21 protein-coding genes are annotated in these 22,505 nt (G+C 48.4%); 7 read left to right on the plus strand and 14 right to left on the minus strand.

Features of this window, described 5'->3' with window-relative positions:
* Positions 1–249: 249 nt before the first annotated feature.
* The 3 genes from JSU04_06215 to JSU04_06225 are packed head-to-tail and all read right to left on the minus strand — an operon-like array spanning position 250 to position 2,785.
* Positions 250–792, minus strand: coding sequence for a hypothetical protein (locus JSU04_06215; protein ID MBS1969881.1), 543 nt, complete (start codon positions 790–792; stop codon positions 250–252).
* Entirely contained in the window at positions 789–1,796 is a 1,008-nt protein-coding gene (locus JSU04_06220) for a PD40 domain-containing protein (protein MBS1969882.1), read from the minus strand. The genes JSU04_06215 and JSU04_06220 overlap by 4 nt, the downstream gene beginning before the upstream one ends.
* Positions 1,793–2,785 carry an A/G-specific adenine glycosylase gene (locus JSU04_06225; protein ID MBS1969883.1) on the minus strand — a complete coding sequence of 331 codons (993 nt, stop codon included), beginning with the start codon at positions 2,783–2,785 and terminating at the stop codon, positions 1,793–1,795. The genes JSU04_06220 and JSU04_06225 overlap by 4 nt, the downstream gene beginning before the upstream one ends.
* A gap of 94 nt (positions 2,786–2,879) precedes the next feature.
* Here JSU04_06225 and speB point away from each other — a divergent pair, with 94 nt between their 5' ends.
* The 3 genes from speB (at position 2,880) to JSU04_06240 (ending at position 6,142) form a co-directional block, all read left to right on the plus strand.
* Positions 2,880–3,818, plus strand: coding sequence for an agmatinase (gene speB, locus JSU04_06230; protein ID MBS1969884.1), 939 nt, complete (start codon positions 2,880–2,882; stop codon positions 3,816–3,818).
* Between the two features lie 173 nt (positions 3,819–3,991).
* Positions 3,992–5,056: a hypothetical protein gene (locus tag JSU04_06235; protein ID MBS1969885.1), complete on the plus strand. Its 1,065-nt coding sequence runs from the start codon at positions 3,992–3,994 to the stop codon at positions 5,054–5,056.
* Between the two features lie 90 nt (positions 5,057–5,146).
* On the plus strand, positions 5,147–6,142 hold the full coding sequence (locus JSU04_06240; GenBank protein MBS1969886.1) for a DUF1402 family protein: 996 nt from the start codon (positions 5,147–5,149) through the stop codon (positions 6,140–6,142).
* A 26-nt stretch (positions 6,143–6,168) separates the two neighbouring features.
* Here JSU04_06240 and JSU04_06245 read toward each other — a convergent pair whose 3' ends face one another.
* Positions 6,169–6,420, minus strand: coding sequence for a hypothetical protein (locus JSU04_06245; protein ID MBS1969887.1), 252 nt, complete (start codon positions 6,418–6,420; stop codon positions 6,169–6,171).
* 265 nt (positions 6,421–6,685) lie between these two features.
* Between JSU04_06245 and JSU04_06250 the strand changes: the two genes are divergently transcribed.
* Positions 6,686–7,060, plus strand: coding sequence for a hypothetical protein (locus JSU04_06250; protein ID MBS1969888.1), 375 nt, complete (start codon positions 6,686–6,688; stop codon positions 7,058–7,060).
* 396 nt (positions 7,061–7,456) lie between these two features.
* On the opposite strand, the gene JSU04_06255 is transcribed toward JSU04_06250, so the two are convergent.
* The 5 genes from JSU04_06255 to JSU04_06275 all read right to left on the minus strand — a co-directional run bounded on the left by JSU04_06255 (position 7,457) and on the right by JSU04_06275 (position 12,973).
* Complete coding sequence (locus tag JSU04_06255; protein ID MBS1969889.1) at positions 7,457–8,860, minus strand: sigma-54-dependent Fis family transcriptional regulator; 1,404 nt, start codon at positions 8,858–8,860, stop codon at positions 7,457–7,459.
* Between the two features lie 90 nt (positions 8,861–8,950).
* The gene (locus JSU04_06260; protein ID MBS1969890.1) at positions 8,951–10,792 is read right to left on the minus strand and encodes a HAMP domain-containing histidine kinase; all 1,842 of its coding nucleotides are present in this window, start codon (positions 10,790–10,792) and stop codon (positions 8,951–8,953) included.
* An 86-nt stretch (positions 10,793–10,878) separates the two neighbouring features.
* A complete protein-coding gene (locus JSU04_06265; protein MBS1969891.1) occupies positions 10,879–11,454 on the minus strand; it encodes a hypothetical protein in 576 nt (191 codons plus the stop codon).
* A 115-nt stretch (positions 11,455–11,569) separates the two neighbouring features.
* Entirely contained in the window at positions 11,570–12,253 is a 684-nt protein-coding gene (locus tag JSU04_06270) for an HAD hydrolase-like protein (GenBank protein MBS1969892.1), read from the minus strand.
* Positions 12,254–12,259: 6 nt separating this feature from the next.
* Positions 12,260–12,973 carry a DUF2817 domain-containing protein gene (locus JSU04_06275; protein MBS1969893.1) on the minus strand — a complete coding sequence of 238 codons (714 nt, stop codon included), beginning with the start codon at positions 12,971–12,973 and terminating at the stop codon, positions 12,260–12,262.
* A gap of 48 nt (positions 12,974–13,021) precedes the next feature.
* Here JSU04_06275 and glmU point away from each other — a divergent pair, with 48 nt between their 5' ends.
* Positions 13,022–14,458 carry a bifunctional UDP-N-acetylglucosamine diphosphorylase/glucosamine-1-phosphate N-acetyltransferase GlmU gene (glmU, locus tag JSU04_06280; GenBank protein ID MBS1969894.1) on the plus strand — a complete coding sequence of 479 codons (1,437 nt, stop codon included), beginning with the start codon at positions 13,022–13,024 and terminating at the stop codon, positions 14,456–14,458.
* Positions 14,459–14,461: 3 nt separating this feature from the next.
* Positions 14,462–16,345: a glutamine--fructose-6-phosphate transaminase (isomerizing) gene (gene glmS, locus JSU04_06285; GenBank protein MBS1969895.1), complete on the plus strand. Its 1,884-nt coding sequence runs from the start codon at positions 14,462–14,464 to the stop codon at positions 16,343–16,345.
* Positions 16,346–16,361: 16 nt separating this feature from the next.
* Here glmS and JSU04_06290 read toward each other — a convergent pair whose 3' ends face one another.
* The 3 genes from JSU04_06290 to JSU04_06300 all read right to left on the minus strand — a co-directional run bounded on the left by JSU04_06290 (position 16,362) and on the right by JSU04_06300 (position 19,494).
* Complete coding sequence (locus JSU04_06290; GenBank protein MBS1969896.1) at positions 16,362–17,225, minus strand: hypothetical protein; 864 nt, start codon at positions 17,223–17,225, stop codon at positions 16,362–16,364.
* A gap of 194 nt (positions 17,226–17,419) precedes the next feature.
* A complete protein-coding gene (gene mltF, locus JSU04_06295) occupies positions 17,420–18,778 on the minus strand; it encodes a membrane-bound lytic murein transglycosylase MltF (protein MBS1969897.1) in 1,359 nt (452 codons plus the stop codon).
* A gap of 248 nt (positions 18,779–19,026) precedes the next feature.
* Positions 19,027–19,494 (minus strand): low molecular weight phosphotyrosine protein phosphatase, encoded by a 468-nt coding sequence (locus JSU04_06300; GenBank protein MBS1969898.1) that lies wholly within the window; start codon positions 19,492–19,494, stop codon positions 19,027–19,029.
* A 95-nt stretch (positions 19,495–19,589) separates the two neighbouring features.
* Between JSU04_06300 and tadA the strand changes: the two genes are divergently transcribed.
* A complete protein-coding gene (tadA, locus tag JSU04_06305) occupies positions 19,590–20,714 on the plus strand; it encodes a Flp pilus assembly complex ATPase component TadA (protein ID MBS1969899.1) in 1,125 nt (374 codons plus the stop codon).
* Positions 20,715–20,895: 181 nt separating this feature from the next.
* On the opposite strand, the gene JSU04_06310 is transcribed toward tadA, so the two are convergent.
* Positions 20,896–21,240: a rhodanese-like domain-containing protein gene (locus JSU04_06310; protein ID MBS1969900.1), complete on the minus strand. Its 345-nt coding sequence runs from the start codon at positions 21,238–21,240 to the stop codon at positions 20,896–20,898.
* The gene (locus JSU04_06315) at positions 21,240–22,484 is read right to left on the minus strand and encodes an MFS transporter (GenBank protein ID MBS1969901.1); all 1,245 of its coding nucleotides are present in this window, start codon (positions 22,482–22,484) and stop codon (positions 21,240–21,242) included. Before JSU04_06315 ends, JSU04_06310 begins: the two co-directional genes overlap by 1 nt.
* Positions 22,485–22,505 lie beyond the last annotated feature (21 nt).

Consider the following 22,505-nt stretch of genomic DNA (forward strand, 5'->3'; position numbering starts at 1 on the left):
CGTTGAGCTATATTCAAAAAACGACGAACCTTACTATGCTTTGTAGTTAGATTCTGCATGGGACCTCCTAGGTAACGAGGAGACCTCTGCCCAAAAAGCGAAATTGGAAAGCCCAGTTTCGCTTTTTGCATTTTGTGCGCCGATGTCGGTGATTTCTATTTTGGATTTGAGATTGCAAGAAGGGCAACTTTCGGACGGAGAGACCGAGTTTTAGGATTTAGCGCTGCGTCCGGAAACAGGGCCTGGCACCTATTTCTTATTCCACTCAAAATTCTTCACGAGCTGGTTGCAGCTGGTGAGGGTTTTTTGGAAGCTCGTTTGGTTGTCCAAGCAGGTGAGGATCGCGACGTGCTGACCACGTTGCAAAATCACTTGGCGGATTTGCTTGCTCTTGCTTCTTTGAACCATGTCGACGACGAGGCCCGGGCTGCCAGAGACGGCGAAAGATTTTGCGCCTAAAACTTCAAAGCCGTAGCTTGGGTAATCGCGCATCCATTTTTTTGCGTAGTTTTCTAAAGTGCCCTGCTTCGACAATGTGTCAGTACGAACTGATAGAGAGGCTGTTGATTCGATCGAGCCCTTCGGAGTGAAGCGCACAGCCTCAAACATCGAGTCCTTATTTTGCGGAGTCGGTAGCCAATCCGTGCCCAAAGTGCGCAGATTAAATCCCTGACTCTGGAAGTATAGACCTTGCTGTGGATTGGTTAATACAGAAGTGCTGGTCGCAGGATGAGGTGCCGCCACCGCTACTTTCGCCATCAAAAAGAGAAGACTGATGATTGGGTATTTCACTTTTTCAGTGTATCTTGCGGCGCTTGCTCATTGCAAGGGCCAAGATCCACCGGCAAATCCCAGCGATACACCTGACTCTTATCAGCCCCCGCCACGCGGAAAAGCATAAGATTCGGATTTTTCACTGAAAACTGCATTTCAGAAAAGTTGAGTTTGTTTTTCAAAAGGGTCTGGGTGCAGAGCTTCGCTTCTTCGTACAAATCAATCTGGCTGTATTCCGCCCCCTCAGGGGTCCAGCTATACACGAGCTCGTTTTTCTTATTCATCACCACACTGTGAATAACGCCCTTCAGATTACGAACCACCGCGCGGTTCTTGCCCCACACCGTGCTCGTCACAATGTTCTGAGTCTTATCGACGAGATCTTCTTCGACCCAGTACAAAGTCTTGCCGTCCGGAGCCAGCGAAGCGCTTCGTTGCGGGCGAGCTCGGTCGAACTGGAAAATAATCACCTTATCTGTATCAAGGTCTAGCCAATAGAGGCCCGGAGTTTCCTGACGAGTTGAGGTGAAGAGCATTTGTTTTTTTGCAGGGACATACAGCATCTCGCCATCAAACCCCGGAGAGTTCGTTAAACGGCCAATGTCGTTCCCATAGGGATCGCTGTGATAGATTTCAGCCTTCGGATAACGAGGATCCGCATCGACTGCAAAAGGTTGCTCTTTGATTTCATCCGTCGTTGATGAATAGAGGATCTGATCTTTTTCTAGCGGAAACACGCTGAGCACTTCGCCGTCTTGGAAAGTAATGCGGCGATCCCGTTGCATCGTCAGATCGTATTCATGAATCTGAGTGTTCTTGTGGCCTTTGCGATTTTGGCTGACGTAGTAAATTTTTTCTCCATCGGGAGAAAAGACAGCCGAACGATTATAACCTTGTGATAATACCACGCTGGCATCTTTGCTTCGTAGGTAATCAACTTCCGCCGGAAGTTCTGGCTTTTTGGTTTTGGATTGGCAGGCGAGAAGGGCCATGCACAATCCAGTCAAAAAGAAAAATCTCACAAGGTCTCCACTTTTTTTAAAACTTTTGTCAATAAGCTCGAAGGATTCACTTGTTTCAGATTTCCGAGCTCCACCCACTGAGTTTCTTTGGAAACTTTCGGAGTGCGCGAATCCTTTTTAATCTGAATGTAAATATCATGATGAGTGATAAAGTGTTTAACATCAAAGTTTTTTGGCTTTTCTTCCTGAGTCAGGACTTTCCCCGGGAAAATCCACTGACCTTTTAAGAAAGGAGCATAATTGTTTTGGACCAAAGCCACCTGAAGTGAAGATTTATTTTTTCGAATATGGACTTCCGGCTGCCATACCCAAACTTCGCTTTCTTTACGCGGTTTTTTCAGAGGCAATTTTTCTACCAGATTTTTTTCACGAGCGACACAATCAGAACTCCACGGGCACAACAAGCAGCTGACTTTTTGAGGAGTGCAAACTGTGGCACCTAATTCCATCAGTGCCTGATTGATGTCTGCCGGTGAACCGGCTTCAGCCAAAGCATCTGACATTTTTTGCAACTCATCGCGAGCGGCAGAATTCCACCACTCGAGTTTCTTGCCATACTTACGTGACAGTACGCGAATCACATTGCCATCAAGAACGCCGACGGCTTCATCGTAAGCAATACTTGCAACTGCACGCGACGTGTAGGGACCAAATCCTGGCAGCTCCAAAAGACCGGCCGCCGTTTTTGGAAAGCCATTTTCCGCAATGGCTTTGGCCGCTTTATGAAGATTGCGCGCGCGCGAGTAATACCCAAGACCGGCCCACGCTTCAAGCACGTCCGATTCAGGAGCTTTAGCCAGAGCTTCGACTGTGGGGAAGCGCTTTAAAAACTTCTCGTAATAAGGAATCACGGCAACAACAGTGGTTTGTTGCAGCATCACTTCCGAGATCCAAATGCGATAGGCATCTTTGCTGCGACGCCAAGGCAAATCACGTTTGTTTTCCTGGTACCATTTCAGAAGTTTTTTGTGGTCCGTCATAGTCTTCATAGAGCGAGATCCTAGAGTATAAAGCCATTGTTTCCAAATGCTTTTTATCAGATAATCAGGACCTAGCCGGAGTGCTAAAAAGGGGAGTTTCATCATGGAATATAAACCGCTCAGTGGCCGTGAGTTTCCGCGTTTTTCAGGTATTAAAACTTTTTTCAGATTGCCCCATGTGCCTGTCGATGCGGACTACGAAGTAGGTATCTTCGGTATTCCTTACGATGGCGGCGTTTCTTATCGCCCAGGCCCACGCTTTGCGCCGACCGAAGTGCGTGAGATGTCGAGCCTCGGCCGTGGCTTTCATATGAGCCGCGAACTCAATTGGATTGAAAAATTAAAAGTGGCCGATATCGGCGATTGCTCGACAGTTCCTATTGATCAAGGTCAAACCTACGCAAACATCGAAAAGTTTGTCAGTGGCGTTCTTTCGAAAAATAAAAAATTCATCGCGTGCGGTGGAGATCACTCAACAACACTTCCGGTTTTGCGGGCGCTTCGCAAGCATTACGGCAGACCGCTTCAGTTTATTCACTTCGATGCACATTTAGATACTTATCCAGCGGCTTGGGGCTGCGAGTATCATCACGGAGCTTTCGCCCGTCACGCAGTGGAAGAAGGCCTTGTAGATCCTCGTAAGATGATTCAGATCGGTATCCGTGGGCCTCTTGCGGGCGGTGATGATTTGAATTTCGTGAACAACAATGGCATCCGTGTTTTCACAATGGATGATATCCGCGAGCTGCCAATCAATGAGTTCGTAAACCAACTTCCGGTTTGCGACGACACCCCAACTTATATTAGCTTTGACGTGGATTGCCTGGATCCAGCTTACGCTCCAGGGACGGGGACTCCGGTTCCAGGTGGAATGACAAGCTACGAAGCCCAACGCATTTTGCGTGCTTTGAAAATTCCGAATCTTGTCGGTGGGGACGTGGTCGAGATTTCTCCGCCGTTTGATCACTGCGGTATTACTTCCCTCATCGGCGTGGATGTCATGTTTGAGTTTCTTTGCATGATGGCCGGGAATAAAAAGTAGCTAGACTAAAGTCTTTGACACTTTCTTAGACCTCCATAATGGCGGGTCTAGTTGTGCTTATTTTTTGTACAAAACAGAGTGAAATTCGGATGCTTATTAAATAAACATCCCGATTTTGCTGGCCGTTTGTCTTTTTTCCGAAAGTTTTTCCTGGATCTGACGAAGAGACAGGTATGAAAACACAATACCTAAATCCTCAAAGACTTTTGGCCTGTTTATTAACCCCTCTGGTGGCGGTCTCTTGTGCCCAGACACGATTCTTACCTGTCGATCAAGGACAAGACGCTTCCAGCGTCGATGTTCCTAATAAGGTCGTGAACTCGACGGAAGTCGTGGCGGCCGGAAATAAGCAAGTAGACTTCCTCCTTGTCCTCGATGACTCCAATTCCATGTTGCCGGAGTTGAAAAAACTTTCTGCACGGATGGAAAGCTTCGTGACCTTCCTCGAGGCAAGTCAAATTGATTGGCAGATGTGTGTGGCGACGACTCGAGCTTCAATGTTCGGGACTCACTTACCTTGGAAAAACTATTCTCCCGCTTCGGGAACTCCTTCTTATGTATTGAAGAGAGGCGGCGGCGATCTGAATACGATCTTCACCTCGACGATCAATTCCATCACTATTGGTGGCGGGGACTCCGGTGATGAACGGGCGATTAAATCTGCTTATGTGAGCTTCCAAAATTTGGGGCCGTGCTATCGACCGGGTGCTGCAGTTTCTGTGATTGCGATCTCGGATGAAGACGAACGCTCTGTGGGTGGTGACCCATCGAAAGTAAAAGCAAAGGATGCCGCAGGTTCTTACCAGCCGCTTGAGAATGAAGACATGCCACTCAATCTTGTGGCGCGTGCACAAGCGTCGTTCGGTGCGGGTCTTCGCTTTACATTTAACTCTATTATTGTGAAGCCGAACGACAAGGCTTGTGAGGCGGAACAAGATATTGATACATCACCAAGTCATCCTGGATATGTTTACTCTGTGATGTCGAGTCTCACCGATGGTGGTGTCGGAAGTATCTGTGATGCTGATTACAGTGCGAACTTAAATACTTTTAAAGATAAAATCGTCAACTCACTCAACCAAGTTACTTTGCAATGTGATCCGGTAGCAGGATCTCTAAAAGTAAAGGTTAATGGCCAACTGATTTCAAATTTCAAAACAGACAAGAAGCTCTTGAAGTTTGCGAAATCCCTGGTTGAGGGCACACGTATCGAGCTGACGTATCAGTGCCAGGATTAAGTAACATGTAAATGATTTCTACACGGAGAGGGACAGGGAAGCCCTCTTCTTCATTTAGACGCGGCATAATTTCTGCTCTGAATGAAAGTCATGAAAAAGCTTCTCTTGTTCCCTTGTCTCTATTTGGTTTTTGGTAACATAGCGATGGCATCGGAGAATCCCTATCTCCAGTTGAAATCTCGCGATTGCCGCCAGAATCTCATCACCTTAAAGCCTGGGAATACCTTACCAAATATCCCTGAGCTGCCGGCCTTCACAATTGGCCGCGTTGCTGTTTTTGACCACACAGTTTTGAGAAATGCTCAAGACGAAGAAAGCACCCGCCAAGTGGTTCAATATGCCCGTAAGAAAATTCCCGGAGTTCTTTCTGCTTTACGCGCCAAAGGCCTTTTATCAGAGATTAATCGCGTGGCAAAAATCTACGGAGTCGATCCGTTACAAGTCTTAGCTCCGATCTTGGGTGAAAAAGTCTTTAATGGGTTCATCGATGCGGCTCTTCAGGACTCAGTCTCTAACTTCTTAAAGAGCGATCTCGATCGCATTGGCGGCGATATTCGTAAGCTCGGTGAAAAGCCCGAAGTGCAGGCGTGTATGCGCTCTTCGATCAGCAATTACTGGAAGTGGCAATGCGCTGTTTTCTACAATGCCGACGAGGTCGGAAATCCTCTGTTAGTGAAGGTCAAAAAAGCGGGAACATGCGGTATTGCTCAGTTCAACCCCGTTTTGCTGTGGTCTTTGAATGACGTGGTTGTTCGCGTTGGCCATCAGGAGCCGATTGTTTTTGGCGATATCAAAAAGTCTTTGGATGTGGTCTTAACTCCGCAGAAAATTCTGCACTACCTTGCAGCTTATGCGCTGGTGGCTCGCCAGGTTTACTTAGATGTGGCTTGTGTCGATATTTCGAAAAATGCGGGGATCGTGGCGTCGCTCTATAATTTAGGAGGAGAATACACTCGGGCGTATTACTTATCCCGGGCCCGTGCGGAATTTCCGGCAGAAAACCGCCGCCCTCAGGAGAACTATTTTGGCTGGTTCATTAATTACTTCGAAGGAGATCTTCGGAAGGAACTGCAAAAGGAGCTGTGAAACACAGCCCCTTTGCCAGCGTCGAATTACTTCTTAAGAACGCAAGTTGCAGAGATAGTAGAACCTTGACCGAAAGGTCTTTCAGTCAAACGGCACTCTTCAGTTTGCTGTTTGCAAACCGCTTTTACGTACAGTTGGCCTTGAGCATCTTCAGAAATAACGCTGTTGCCATCGCACCAAGAAAGGTAACGAACAGAAGGTTCAGTACGGCCGTCACCGATAGTCAAAGCCATTGCAGGAGCGGACGCCAATACTGCTAACATCAGGATAGATTTCATCTTTACGATCCTTTTTAATTGGTTGTTATTAACCTGTTGAAATTTGAAAATGCAATCTATCATCCCCGGGACACCTCCACAATGACCTTGAAAATTTTGGAGGTCTTTCGGTGTTTAAGCCTTTGACAGGGGCCTTTTTACGGCGGCTTTTCAGGGGTTTGGGGATCTTCAGGTCGTTTTAAATCGCCCTCCAGTGCCGTCCCGATTGGTCCGCGGATTGCTTTACCAGATATCGACTTTTTAATTTTTTTAGTTCGGAGGCATTATGAAGAACATGGTTGTTTCCCTGGCTTTGTTGCTCAGTACATCGTCTGCATTTGCGCTTACTCAGGATGTGAAAGTTTGCAGTGTGGGACGTGAAGGGCAAGTCTATACAACGGAGTTTCGTGTAGACGGCTCACAAGCGACAATGATCGTCGACGGAGAGGTTTTACCTTATACGGTAGACTCAGTGAGAGGTGCGGACTTGAAGCGCGCATCTGCCATTGCCGGAGAAAAAGTGGTCCAAGCTACGCAGTATGTAATCAGCTCGCCTCAAGGAACTACAACGCTTCAAATTGCCAAAGGCGTTTCAGGCGTCGACTATATGTTGTTCCCTCAGAACGGCATCTTGGGCGCAAGCTCTGACAACTGCCGATAGTATTGATTGAAATTTTTAAATGAAAGGGTCTGGAGAAATCCGGGCCCTTTTTTTATTTTCTGGTTGGTGGTGGCTCCGCATTTCCTCCTGCATCCTGCAATCGGGGCTTCCGCCCCGAACCCCGCTTCCTGACGGCCATCCGGGCCGTCAGGTTCCCATACACTGGGACCCTTCGAGTCGTATCTGCAACGCTTACACTTCAAGTACTTGTCTTCCGTCTTCATTCCCAGACGACCACGATGGTCGTCTGGTCCCGTTCTCACGGACGGATGGCCGTCGAGCAATCCGCGACTGGGCGAGCGAAGACGCACATTACGCGAAGAACATGCGCAAAATAAAAAACCCCACATCTCGTCAAAGATGTGGGTCCATTTCAGAGCAATATACGCGCTCAAACTAAACTTCGATCGTTCCATCCGGCGGGCGAAGACCCTTTTTCTTGATCTTCTCTACCAGGGTTGTGCGATTGAGCTTCAGCAACATCGCGGCTTGATTGCGATTCCAGCCGGTTTTTTCAAGTGCTCTTAAGATCAGAGCATTTTCGTAGGTATCAACGGCTGTATTGAAATCCAAACCGGCTTCCGGGATATCGACAACGCCGACTTCCTGAGCGATCGCTTTGCCGGCTTTGTATTTGAGCGGAAGGTCGACCACTTCTAATTGGCCTTGGCCCTTTAGAATCGTCATGCGCTCCATGAGATTTTCTAACTCGCGGATATTGCCTGGCCATGGATAATGGACAAGACAATCGAGGGCTTCTTCCGAAAAACCAGTCAGGCCACGGCCTTTGTTTTTGCCGAAAGTATCCATGAAGTGTTTCAGTAACAACGGAATATCACTCTTACGTTCACGAAGAGCCGGGATGGTAATAGGAATCACGTTGAGGCGGTAGTACAAGTCTTCGCGGAACTTTCCGGTCTCAACGGCTTCCTCGAGGTTCACGTTGGTTGCAGCAATCACGCGGACATTCACTTGAACGGTTTTTGTGCTGCCAACGGGTTCAAAGCTTTTTTCTTGAAGGGCGCGGAGGAGTTTCACTTGCAGAGTCGGGTCCATATCGCCGATCTCGTCGAGGAAAATGGTTCCTCCGTCAGCCATTTCAAAACGGCCCACACGATTGGCGATGGCGCCGGTGAAAGCACCTTTTACGTGGCCAAAGAGTTCACTCTCAAGCAATTCGCCGGGAATCGCGCCACAGTTAATAGGAATAAACGGACCTGTCGCGCGCGGGGAATTGTAGTGAATCGCGCGAGCGATCAACTCTTTACCAGTGCCTGTTTCACCATGCACAAGCACGGTTGAATCAGAATCAGCGACCCGCTCAACCAGGCGAAGAACACCTTGGATTTGCTCGCTGGTGCCGATGATTTGGTCAAATTTATATTTGCGATTGAGTTCACTGCGTAGCTGCTGGTTTTCTTGCTGCAAGTGTTTGTGCGCCAAAGCTTTATCAACCAGACTGATGAGCTCATCCAAGTTGAAAGGCTTGGTGACAAAATGAAACGCGCCTTTTTGAGTGGCGCGAACTGCGGCCTCGATAGTTGCATGACCAGTCAGGATCACGACTTCAATGGCAGGATACAGAGATTTCAGGAACGACATGAATTCGATGCCGTCACCGTCGGGAAGATTCAAATCGACGATAGCGAGATCAATAGCCGTATCACCTTGGCAGAGAAGTTTTGCTTCTTCGATGCGGTTTGCGGTGATGACATTAAGTCCTTTTCTGTCTAACACCCTAAAGAGAGCAGTACGTAAGCTTGATTCATCATCCAGAATAAGCACGCGATGAGTGCGCATGAACCTTCCTTCCTTGGTGGGTTCTCGTTACATTCTTAGAGTAGATGATTTCTGACAGGACTGTCAAAAAATCCGCATGGGAGCTGTGTTTCAGGACCTCAAAACTGGACGAGGGAAGGAAATTTTTGCCAGAGTCTCGAAGTTAGTCGAGGAAGAAATTTCCAACTTACCACCATGGTCCTCGACGATCTGCGAGGCCACCGGAATGCCAAGACCGGCACTCTCTTTTTCATAATTAATTCCGTTATTTTTAACCGAAATAACATACTTATCCGTCGTCAGCTGCAGACTCAAATCCAACTGTCCTTTAAAGTCCGCAGTGGATTTTTTCGCACGCACTTGGATGGAATCGACGGCCATCTGTAAAATATTTTTGATCGCTTGTGACAGCAAATTTAAATGCCCACGGGCTGCGCAAACTCCGTCCGGCAAATTCAAAGTCACTTCGATAGCTTGCGACTTGATCTGTAGCTCCATGATTTTGTAAGCACGCTTAATCACGTCACGCAGATCAAGATCTGTAATCTCATCGACGTTTGGATTTCGTGTGAAACCTAACAAGTTTTGAATAATATCTTTGCAACGAAGAGCGCCGGCTTCCATCTCGACGATGTCTGGGTACATCGGATGATCTTTTGGCAGGTCCATTTTTATCAGCTGCGTGAAAGAGAGAATTCCCCCCAAAGGATTGTTGAGTTCGTGCGCAATACTGCTGCCGATCGTACCAAGCTCGGCAAGCTTCGCTGTTTCAAGCAGCTGCTTTTCCATCAACAGGCGTTGAGTGATGTCGTGATAGATATTTACAAACACCGGCGGCTTTTGCGGTTCGAGCGACAGACTTTGGCTATAGACTTCAAAAGATTTTGTCGCTTTGCCGCTGTCATGATCGAGACGGAAGTTCTTACCGCGCTGGCAGCGTTCGCAAGGGCTTGTACGTCCATAGAGAACTTCATAGCACTTCTTCGCAATGACACTTCCCGAAGCGCGCTGATTGGTGATTGCGGAGTTTGCCTGAATGATGTCGTAATTACTATCAATGATCGCGACCGGATCCGAAACGGCGTTAAAGGTGGTTTCCCATTGCGTTTTGATTTCTTCAGATTCTTCGAGCTTCTGAATACGTCCTAACGCCAGGGATACGGCCTCAGCCACGCGATTGAGAAAGTCCACTTCATCACGTAAAAACGGGCGGTCCGGAGCGCGCATAAAGAAAATACTGCCGATACGGTCGTGCTGACGGAAGAGTGGCACGCGCTGCTGAGTAAAATTCAACTTCGTTTCAACTTGCTCCGAGAACAAATTATCTTGAGGCGCAAAGAAAATCCGAATCCAAGAAGTCTGAACGGTTGAAGCCATGGCCTCATTCAGAAATTTTTCGATTTCAACCAGCGAGCCCGCTTTATGCACGGCCATCAGGGCATTCTTCAATCCCTCAATGCGCACATTTGTTTGATAAAGCTTACGGCGGGCTTCGGTCAGGAACTTCGTACGCTTTTCAACACGCTCTTCAAGCTCGGCCTGCAGGCGAACCAGCTTTTCTTTTTGTTCGCGGATCAGCTTTTCGAGATTCTTATCTTGCTTCTGGCGATTGACCTCTTCAAGGGCGCTAAAGAAGTGCGCTTCGATGTCAGTTTCTTGATAAGAAGAAATCACACGGAAGAGTGGATAAAGCTCGTGAATATCGGCGAGTTGCTCAGGCGCGAAGTCTTTGGGAACCACCGCAATCCACTGAGCCGCCGGGTTATGATCCAGAACTTGATGATAGAATTGGCCGAATTTCTTTTCGAGGATCGACGTGATAGACAAAGCTACCACGTCGCAGAGCGCGTCCTTACTCCACAGGAGAGCCTGTGAAAGGTCGGGCAGGATTTGGGCGCCGAGGTCGACAAGTCGTTCTTCCCACGGCCCAATCAGCAAAAAACTGGTTTTCATTGCGCGCATGAATGGATTTTATGCCATTTCATACGCGCCGTCCAACAAAGACCCGCGAGAAAAACCCGCTAGATGAACGTCTAGCGCTATCTGCAGAGCTGTGGCGCGATCGAGCGCAAATACGCACGGATGGCTTCCATCGGGACTTTTTCGCGATCGAGATTTTTGAGTTCGCCACCGGCAACAATCAAGTCACGAGTCGAGTGGGCTGTCACGCGCTCATAGACAAGGCCCTTCGAAGCAAGAACGGCTTGGCAAGCACCTTCGCCCGTTTGCTTGTAACGGCAGCCTTGGATTTTCGCGATACCGAAAGTAAATTCTGTGATTGTGGTTTGGTTGTAGAAACCTGTAGAGCCACTGGTGTAAAGCTCGCCAAGGAAAACTTTTGGCAGCTCTTGGCCCTTCATCACTAAGAGATAGTTAAAATTCTCGCGTTCATTGATATATTCCGGAACTTCCTCAAATGGAGTCGGATAATCATTGACGCCCGCTTCATTGGCGAAGAGAACCTTGACGCCTTGAGAGGCGAGTTCGCTGCGGATTGTTTCACGAAGTTCGTCTTTGAAGCGGGAACTCGCCAGAATAGAGCATTCTTGCGCGAGGGCCGAACTGCCAATCATTGCCACGCACGCACCGATAAAGAGCTTTTTAAAAACAGTCATGAAATCACCTCAAAAATGGGAATGAAAAGGCGACTTTACCGGCTCGGACCGCGGAGTTCCAGAGCTGGCTTGGGACTATGAAGAAGATACCAAGCTGTCAAAGCTTTGGACGGGGCTACAGGCCGCAGGCGCGCATAAATTCGCTATGCTTGTAGATGGTAAAATCCGGGTAATCTTCGCGCTGAGCGGGCTGCTCGCCGACGTGCTCGCCGTGGCAGAAATAGCAGGTTTTGGCTCCGCAGAGTTTGGCGTGACGGATCTCTTGTGACAGACGGTTGCCAATGCTGAGCAGTTCTTCAGGCTGAATATTTTCTGTTTTCAGAATATCGAGAAAGGCGCCCTTTTTTTCTTCTTTTTTGAAGTTATTCACAAGATAGATCTTCTTGAAGAAGCGCTCAATCCCGGCGGCTTGAATCTTGCGCTCTTGAGCGACAGGTTCGCCGGAGGTGACCAAAAACAACGTGTACTTTTGCGAAAGCTGGCGCAGATTTTCCTCGGCGCCCTCCATCAGGGGCAGGCGCTCGGGAACTTCCGGATTGTAGAAAGCCTTCAAAGCCGCTTGCAGAGCCACATTCGGGGTGGTGCTGCCGTATTTATCAATAAACGCTTGGAAGATTTCCTGATGAGTGAGCTCGGCGGCTTTGCTCGCGCGCCAAGCTAAACAAGTATCGATATCGCCTTGGACGCCGTTATTAATCATGGCTTCGCAGGCATGGCGTGCCGCTAAGGGGACGAGCAACTGGCTGGTGTCTACCAGAGTATCGTCCAAATCAAAAGCGATGCACTTGATCGAGGTCATGGAGCCTTACACTGAAAAATCAGATGTCATGAGTTGAGTGAGGCCGGGTTCGAAATGAGGCCACACTTGATCCAAATGAATTCTCTCTTGTTCTTCGATACAGATCACGGGAATTTTTCGATCCAGCCAGCCATATTGACCAAGGCTGCCGGGAGTTGGATAGCCAATGTCCTCGCGGACTTCGTAGCCGGTTTTTCCGGCAATAATCGTTGAAGCTTCCTTACCGGGCGCTCCTGTATAAACAACGCAAGGCTCCCAGGAGTGGAAGTGAACAATCAGTTTTGGTTTTTCACTATCGATCAGCTGTACGAGGGCCTGGACCTCGGGCTCGCTACCAGCTTTAGCGCCAGGGAAGTAACGCGGGCCTTTGGCGTTGGGACTCCAGTCCGACGAAGGAAAGTTGCGGTTGAGATCCACGCCGTTGTCGTTGGTGCGCACATTGCGGAGGAAACCATCGACATTAATGCAGGGAACAAGCAGCCAGGAGTGCAGAATCTGCTCCGGTGAGGTCTCTTCTGTTTTCTGCAACCATTTCAGGAATTCCTGAGCAAGGCGCACGCCTTCGGGCTCATCACCGTGAACGCCGCCAATGAAGAGGATGGGAGCCGGATTTTTCGGTGTGGCTTTTCCATCACTGTTGTGTGTTTTTTTATACAATTCTATGGGAGTGCCGCGGGAGCTTCGAGCCCAAGAAGTTTGGTGAAAAATTTTTGCTTGCATATGATAATTAAGCCTGATTTTTAGAAGCTTGAAAAGGACAGAAACTTCATGGCAAAGAATGACAAAAAAGAAGCTATAGAACCCAACAAGTTGGCGATGATTATTTTGGCGGCGGGTAAAGGCACACGTATGAAGTCCCCACTTCCAAAGGTCCTTCATCCAGTGGCAGGTCGTCCCATGATCGAAAAGGTCATCCAGGCTTCTAAAAAGGCCGGTGCCACAGACCTGCGTGTGATCGTGGGCCATGGACAAAACCTCGTGCGTTCTGTGGTTGAACCCATGGGTGTGAACTGCTTCGTTCAAGAAAATCAGTTAGGCACGGCCGATGCAGTGAAATCTGCGAAGGTCGATGATATCGAAGGCGATGTTGTGATCATGAATGGCGACCATCCTTTGATCGAGGCCGAAGACATCATGAAGTTTGTTAAAATGTTCCGCGATGAAGGCTGCGACCTCGCAGTGGTCACTTCTGTTGTCAAGAAACCGGGTGTGTTTGGCCGTATCATTCGCCACAAAGGGGATTTGAAAGCCATCGTTGAAGCCAAAGATGCTTCTGCCGATACTTTGAAAATCCGCGAGATCAACACAGGCATCTACATCGCAAAAGCAAAGATCTTGGCTGAGTATTTGCCACAAATTAAAAATCATAATTCAAAGCAAGAGTACTACATCACGGATTTGATTTCTTTATGCATCGAAGACGATTGCAAAGTGATGGCGATCAAAGCGTCGCCAAAAGTGGCCGTGGGCGTGAACGATCAAATCGAATTGGCGCATGCAACGAAATTGCTGTTCAAGCGAAAAGCAAAGCGCTTGATGGAAGAAGGCGTTTTGATGATTGATCCAAATGCCACTTACATTGAAGAGTCTGTCAGCATTGGCGCGGGCTCTGTGATTTATCCAAACGTGGTCTTGCGTGGAGCGACTCGCATTGGTTCATTCACGGTGATTGAGCCGAATGTGTTCATGTCGGACTCAGACGTCGGTGACAGTGTGCAAGTGCGTGCGGGCAGCTATCTTGAACAGGCTGTGGTTCATAGCCGTGCTTCTGTGGGGCCTTACGCGCGTCTTCGCCCAGAGACCACTATCGGCGAAGAAGCTCACGTGGGTAACTTCGTGGAAATGAAGAAAGTGAAGTTCGGTAAGAAGTCCAAAGCAGGACATTTAACTTACCTCGGTGATGCAGAAGTTGGCGAAGATGTGAACATCGGTTGTGGCACCATCACTTGCAACTACGCTGCGGATAAAAAGAAATACAAAACGAAAATCGGGAACCGCGTCTTTGTTGGTAGTGACACTCAGTTTGTTGCTCCCATCGAAATTGGCGATGATGTGGTGATTGGTTCTGGCTCGACCATCACAAAGAGCGTGCCGGCGAAAGCTTTGGCCGTGGCTCGTGGTAAGCAGATCATTAAAGAAAATTACACTCCGAAGGCGCCGGGCGCTGAAGCTCCTCAACCAAATAAAGAACAAGAGCAGGGATAAACTATGTGTGGAATCGTTGGTTACTTGGGTCCGCAAAACCCAAAAGATGTTATTATTTCCGGCCTTAAAAAATTAGAATATCGTGGTTATGACTCTGCCGGTTTGGCAATCCTTGATGAAGGTAAAACCAAGCGCGTGCGTGCTTCTGGGAAATTGAAAGCCCTTGAAGACAAACTCGCGACTGAGAAGTTCGATGGTCACATCGGAATCGGCCACACTCGTTGGGCGACTCATGGCGCTCCGACCGAGCGTAATGCCCATCCACATCAAGTCGGTGGCATTAGCCTTGTTCACAACGGTATTATCGAAAACTACGTTGAGATCCGCGAAGAGCTTTTGGCAAGTGGTGCAAAGATCACTTCGGACACAGACTCCGAACTTGTCGCACATTTGATTGCGCGGGAGATTGAGCAGACCAAAGATCTCTTTAAAGCCGTTCAAAGAATCCTTGGTAAAATCCGCGGTGCTTTCTCGATTGTGGCGCTGTGGGAAAAGAATCCAAACCAACTCGTGGCTTTCAAAGATGGACCGCCCCTCGTGGTCGGTCTTGGTGCGAAGGAAAACTTCGTGGCCAGCGACGTGCAGGCCCTCCTTCAGTACACTCGTAAGTTCATGTATCTTGATGATCGCGAAGTCGCTGTCATTGACGGCACAGACGTGAAAATCTTCTCGGCAAAGGGAGAGCCCATTCAGAAAAAAGTTGTGGAGCTGAACTGGGATCCACAAATGGTTGAGAAGCAGGGTTTCTCTCACTTCATGCTAAAAGAGATCTATGAGCAGCCGCGTGCGGTGGCTGCTGCGATGGAGCCGCATCTGAATCCTGAAAACTTCACGATCAAATTGAAAAACGTCGGCTTCGGCGCGGCAGTGAACAAGCTCGACGAACTTGATAGCCAGCAAGACTGGGCAAAAACGCAGGATGTACTAAAAGGCATTGAGCGTATTTTCATTATCGCCTGCGGGACTAGCAGCTACGCCGGCAACGTGGGTAAATACTTGATCGAAAACATCGCGCAAGTGCCGGTTGAAATCGATATCGCGAGTGAGTTCCGTTATCGCAATCCGGTCATTCCACCAAAGTCTTTGGTGATGACGATTTCTCAAAGTGGCGAAACGGCCGACACATTGGCGGCGATTCGTCTTGCTAAAGAAAAGGGTGCGACCACATTGAGTATCTGCAACGTGCGCAGTTCGACAATCGATCGCGAAGCTCATGGCCACTTGTACATGAACTCCGGCCCTGAAATCGGCGTCGCCAGCACGAAGGCCTTTACGAGCACGCTCGCGGTTCTTAACTGCTTCGCAGTGGCTCTCGGTCGCGTGCGTGGCGCGATCAATGATAAACAAGAAAAAGAATTCGTTCAGGCTTTGTTGGGCGCTCCAAGCCAGATGGAAGTCGTTCTTTCTTACGACAAGTACTTCGATGAAGCTGCTCATAAACTCCGCGCGTTCCGTGGTTTCTTATACCTCGGTCGTGGCGTGAGCTTCCCGATTGCGATGGAAGGGGCTTTGAAACTTAAAGAGCTCGCTTACATGCACGCCGAAGGTTATGCCGCCGGCGAAATGAAGCACGGTCCTTTGGCTTTGATCGATGAAGACATGGCGATTGTGATGCTCGCACCAAGCGATGAGCTTTATGAGAAATCTATCAGTAATTTGGAAGAAGCCCGCGCTCGTGGCGGTAAAATTATTGCGATCGGAACCGGGGATAATGAGAAGCTGAAGGCGATCAGTCAGTATTACCTGTCTTTGCCGAAGGCTCACTGGACGATCAATCCGCTCTTGGAAGCAATTCCTTTGCAATTGATGGCGTTTCACCTGGCAAACAGCTTAGGTTACGACGTCGACCAACCTCGCAATCTCGCGAAGTCGGTCACCGTCGAATAAGGTGTAAGGCAGAGGATTACTTTTTAAGGCTGTAAGTTGCAGAGAAGGTCTTTTTCATCACAGATCCTGTTTTCTCGTCTTTGATAGACTTTTGAATACGGATCGTGATGTCAGAAGAATCTGAGTGCTTAAGAAGCAAAACTTTTCGGCCCTCAGCTTCTTTCTCAACGAGATTCGTCAAGTTACCTTCTTTGGCTTTCAACACTGTCAAAGCCGTGCTTTGGTTTTTATTTTTCAGCTCCACTTTATCGAAACGAAGAACTTTGATCGCACCGTCAACTGTGCTGATTTCATAAGGAACAACCAATTCACCAATCATTGTTTGTGACGAATCGTCTGCCAAATTGATGGTGTGGCAGTTCACCATGACAGCTTGGCCTTGAGCCGTGTCTTTAAAGTCTTTAGGCAAATCAAACGAAGAACCTGCCAAAACCATTTGATTTAAAATCTTAGAATCTTTGTCTGTACGCTCAGCAAAGAGGTCTGTGGATTTAAGAACGTAAGAGCCTTTTTCTTTCGTGATGATATCTTTAAGTTGAATTTCTTCTTCTTTATCATCTTTATTTACTTCCATAGCGAGCTTGTTTTCGCAAGAGTCCGCGTAGGTTTGCTCAAGATCACCTTTATAAGCATTTGCAACTGCTGATGACTTATCTTTTTCTTCAGTCTTTTTAGTGCCATCGGGATTTGTTGTCACGGATGTATCAGCGGTATCTTTTCCAGTCGGAGAAGGGGTCGGTGTTGGCTGTCCGGCTTTTTGTTGGGCTGCTTTTGCTTCGCCGGCTTTTTTCGCAAAGTTATTATCGCGTTTTGCACATGCGACCATCGCGAGAACCAACAACGGGGCCATATAGTAGTAGCGCATTCTGAATGAGTTCATATCCTCTTCTCCTTTTTGGGGCCTTTTCCGCTTTTCAACCGTCGACGAGTTCGACAGAGAGTCGCTGGTGATCGGATCCCAAGTCCACCTTATAGAACTTGGAATCTCAGGCCATATATAAGAAGAGGTTATTTCAAGGGATGTGCCGGAAAGATGTCTCAGAATGAGACAAGAACGAAGGCTGAATTCAGAGCTTAAATCTGGGTTGCAACCATCAGATTATAGAAGCCGGTGACGCGCTCAACGAACTCCACCGTTTCAGTGCCACGCGCACAACCATATTCGAGTTCGCTTTCATAAGAGCGATCTTCTAATAAAGGAAGAACTTCGCGCAGGTGACGCCAAGAGTTCGGATTCATGCCTTTGCGCTCAGCTAACTTCTGAGCGTCACGCAAGTGAGCATAACCGATATTGTAAGCGGCGAGTGCCAAATACAAACGATCTTTAAAGTTCATGTAGTTCGGCGTCTTATTAAGCAAGTAGCGCAAGTACTTCGCTCCTCCATGAATGCTCTGAAGCGGATCCGTGCGATCTTCAACGCCCAAGTGATCTGCCGTGTCCTGAGTCAACTGCATGAGGCCTTTAACGCCGGTGTAGCTGACAGCTTCGTTATTCCACTGAGATTCCTGATAAGCCACGGCGGCAATGAGTTGCCATGGTAGCTTGTGCTCGCGAGCAGCATTGCGGAATTCAGTTTCGAAATCCGGCAAAGTGCGACGGCTGCGCTTCATAAAGTGAAGGACATCATGACGATCCAGCTCAGACAGATACAGCTTATAGCGATCGTGCACGCGCATGATTTCATCATCACGGCTCGCTTTTTGGAACCAAGCCTGCAGCAGGCGATTCAGATCTTCTTGGCCCGGACGAATCAACCAGCTGAGCGAGTACTCGTCTGTGAGAGATGTCACCTTTTCAATATTGCGGTAGTAGCGGGTGAAGAACTCACCTTCGAGATTTTCGGCAATCACGCAATCCAAGGCCTTCGCAGCCATGCGCTCAAATAAGACCTTTGGCGACGAAGAGGTCATCATTTCGATACGAGTCTCAGGAGCCAATTGGGTCAAACGGTCTGTCAGGCCGCCGATATTGTCTTTTGAAAGGATGCCGATGTTCTTGTTGCGGAGATCGGAGATGTTCGCAACCTGGGATTTCGTTTGGCAGAACAAACCGAGGAAAGTCTCTTCATAGCTCGGTCCGACCAGGAAGCCCGAGTTGTTACTTGGTGTGGCCAGGCGGCCGGCCGCAATGTCACCCATGCCGTCGATGAGGGCTTTCTTCATTTCGATTTCGTTGGCAACCGTGATGAAGCGGATCTTCAAACCGTAGTGGTGTGCGAAGTTTTCCAGCAGATCGTGGTCGATGCCAAACTTGTGGCCCGTCCGATCGGTGGAATATGTTAACGGGTTCTTAAGGGTCAGAACCTTGATTTCAGATTGGCTATTTACCTGATTCAAGCTCGCTGTTTCATCCCAATAAATGGCATCGCAGCCATTCATTGCCAATGTCGCGAAACCGAGAATACTGGCAAATATCAAATGCTTGAACTTCATCATGTAGGGTCGGTCTAGTCGCTAGGGGCCCTGGGCGCAAGCTTTAGAAGGTGAATTCTTGTGCATTTATGGTCAAAAGCGGACAAATCCAGCGTTCTCGACCCCAATTCCTGAAAAAAATATAGAGGGAACAAGGAGTTAGAGTGCGGACGAAAGTGATCTTCTTTGTTTAGAATTACGCGCATGCTCTTTGTTTTGCCCTGCAGAATCCGGGGATTTATGGCGGCGCAAGGAAACGACGAAGTTGTCTAAGATTGCGCCCAGACAAGGATTCCGTGGCAGGCGTCTTCGCAATAATCGATCACTTTTTCGAAAATAGCGGCGTCGGAGTAGTACGGATCGGGAACTTCGCGAGCCGGATTCTTGGTTGCAAACTCCATCAAGAGCTTCACTTTATGGGAATACTTGCCCTGTGGATCGAGCTTCTTCACGTTGGCGAGGTTGGTTTGATCCAAACAAAGGATCAGATCGAAGTGCTCAAAGTCGCGTTTCGGGTTGAATTGCTGGGCGAGGCTTTCAAATCGGTACCCGCGTTTTTTGCCGTGGGCTTGAGTGCGCGGGTCCGGCTCTTCACCGATATGGTAGCCGGCTGTTCCCGCACTCTCGCAGGAAAGCAGATGGTCTAACTTCGCGTCAGCAATGAGTTTGTTGAGAACCGCTTCGCCGGTCGGGGAGCGACAGATATTTCCGAGGCAGACAAAAAGAACTCGTTTCATTCACTCATTTAAGAGCTTTTCTGGGTGACAATCAACACAGACATTGGCCGAGGTCTGAATTGACAATGGATAATAACGGATAATTAATATTATCCATGGACAATGAATACCTGGACTTTGACGAAGCCGTTAGTTTTTTAAAGACAACTCCCAGCACGCTCTACAAGTGGCTGCAATCCGGAAAGGTGCCGGCGCATAAGCTCGGCCGTCAGTGGAGATTTTTGCGGGACGAGCTAGACCTCCACGTTTCTGGGAAGGCGCCAAAGATTCAGCTGCAGAAAGAAGTTTTGCAATTAACAGAGTTCTTAGGAAAGAGAGCTCATTTACGTTCCAAGGAGGGACCCACCATGAACCTACAAAATGAATTGCCCGAGAAGTTGATCTGGGATGCCTTTGATCACGGCTGCAGCGAAATCCATTTTTCGCCAAGCCTTGGCAAATACGAGATCACTTATCGCAATACTAAGAGCGGTTATGAGAAGCTCACCAAAATCGAAGAAGGCGTTTTCCGCCTGATGGATGATTTCTGGGTGGATCATTCCACACCGATTAAGAACGAGCACTCGCGCCGTATTTATCTTCATCGCAGTGAAGAAGACGTGCTGCAAATTCGCTATCAGAAAGTAGAAACGGTGTCAGGTCCTTGTTTGACGCTGACTTTGTTGCAGCCGAAGCTTGCTTACTTTGACTTTGAACAGCTCGGTTTGGAGCGCGAGCAGAAGGATCTTTTAAAGAAATGGTCTGAGGCTCCGAAGGGTTTGATCATCGTCAGTGGCCCAACAGGCTCCGGAAAAACGACAACGGTTTATTCATTGATGAACGAGATGAAAAAACAAAACCGCGTGATTTACACTCTCGAGAATGCAACGTCTCTGGTGATCGACGGGATCAATCAGGTAGAGTACTCTTCGCGCGACAAAGAAGACTTTGGCCGAAACTTCGAGGCCATTACGTTAGCAAATCCAAGCGTTATTTGCTTGGGGCTTGGTTTGACATTTGGCCTAGAGAAAGACATTTACTCCGCCGCTTATCATGCGGCTTCGACAGGAACCCTGGTGATTTTGCAGATCCACTCGGATTCGGCAAAAGAAGCCGTTGAGATGTTTGAAAAAGAAGTCGGGCAACCGGTAAAGAAAATCCTCGTCGGCGCCAGCTGGCAAAAGCTTGTGAGCCAAGGGGGTAAGATCAAAGCTCATTACGACTTTATCGAAAGAATCTAAACTAGTTATGTTCATGTGATGCGCCCTATGTGTAGGAGATGAACATGCTCTAGGGCAAGGTAGCGCTATTCGCACCACGGGGGCGTATGGTGCTACCTAGCGTTGGAGAGTCTTGGCGATATACGCAAGCTACGCCAAAGGCTCGAAGAGCTTCTATTTTTATAAAAGAGAGAAGCGTTTTTTAAGTGCGGTCTTTGAGGAACTGGTCCCAGCCGCCTTTGACGTAAAAAGTATTGATAAATCCGGCGGCTTCAAGGGCATTGGCCAGTTTCTCAGAGCGGACGCCTTGTTGATCCAACACAATCACGGCGGATTCTTTCGGCTGCTGTGACATCACCGAAAGAATCTGCTCGTCAGTGGCGGTTGAAAGGTCGCCTTCTGGCAATTGCAAAAGCTTTTGTTCTAAGTGCATTTTGAAAACGTGTGGATAGACGGCGTTTGTATCAATCCCGAGGTTGACGAAGATAAAACCCACGCGCCCGCGGACGAGATTATCAAACTGGAAAAAACCAATGGATTGAGCCATTATGTTGCCGCCTTTTTGCCAGAATCAGGCAAGTTTTTGGAAACTAAAATCACCGTCACAAGACCCGCCAGGGCCAAGCAGCCAGAAATAATAAATGGCGAAGAAATTGAAATCTTCTCATAGACAAGGCCGCCGAGAGCCGGGCCCAAGATACGTCCCAGTGATGCCAAGCTTTGCGCGACACCCATGGTAATGCCTTGTTCAGCAGCGCCAGCGAGCAAGCTAATACTTCCTAACGCGGAAGGGTTCGTGAAGCTGGTGCCGATCGCTAAGAAAGTCATGGTCACGCCCATCCATGGAATGGTTGGCGCAAAGGCGATTCCAGCAAGACCAATCGCAAAGCTTGTGAGGCCGATGCGCAAGGTTTTACGCTCTCCCAAGATGGGAATCAAACGGCGCACGAGGAAGCCCTGACAGAACACGGTGATCACACCGATGTAAGCAAAACCGAAACTAACCTGTTTGAGTTCCCAGCCGAATTTTTCGCCCATGAACAAAATCAAAGTTGCTTCCATCCCTGACATCGCAAGGGATGAAAGGAAATAAACAGAGAGCATCGCACCCATGGTTTTTTGTCCCAGATAGTGAGCGAGCAATTGAAAGCGTTTCTTGTTGTGAGTGTTTTTATTTTTCTCAGTCAGTGATTCTTTCAAGAACTTCAAACCGAAGAGGAAGTTGCCGATACAAAGAGCTCCGACCCACAAAGCGCAGAAGCTCATCTGGAATTGGTGAACATTTGTTTGCAACTCGTAAGCTTCCACAATGTGCTGGCCCCAAATTGCCAAGCCGCCACCGAGAGCTGGGCCAACAACAAAGCCGAGACCAAAAGCGGCGCCGATCAAAGCCATGCCCTTAGAGCGTTCATTTGGGGGAGTGATGTCGGAAATATAGGCAGAAGCTGTGGAAATGCTTGCGCCAAAGAAGCCCGCAAGAATGCGGGCAACGAAGAGCAGCTCCAGATTTTTTGCGTACGCAAACACCACGTAAGAGAAGGCTTCGCCGACGAGACAGAAAAGCAAGATCGGGCGGCGGCCCATACGGTCGCTGAGCTTTCCCCAGAACGGAGCAAAAATAAATTGCATAAACGAATAAACCGACATGAGAAGGCCGGTTTGCAGAGCGGTTGCGCCAAATTCACGACTAAGGATGGGGATGATTGGAATTAATATTCCAAAGCCCACGAGGTAGATGAAAACGGTGAAAAATATGATACCAAGTAGGGATTTATTAGGGGGCGTGGACAAGTGCTTTACCTCGTTTCTATT

Source organism: Bdellovibrionales bacterium, from assembly GCA_018266295.1.
GTDB lineage: Bacteria > Bdellovibrionota > Bdellovibrionia > Bdellovibrionales > Bdellovibrionaceae > JACMRP01.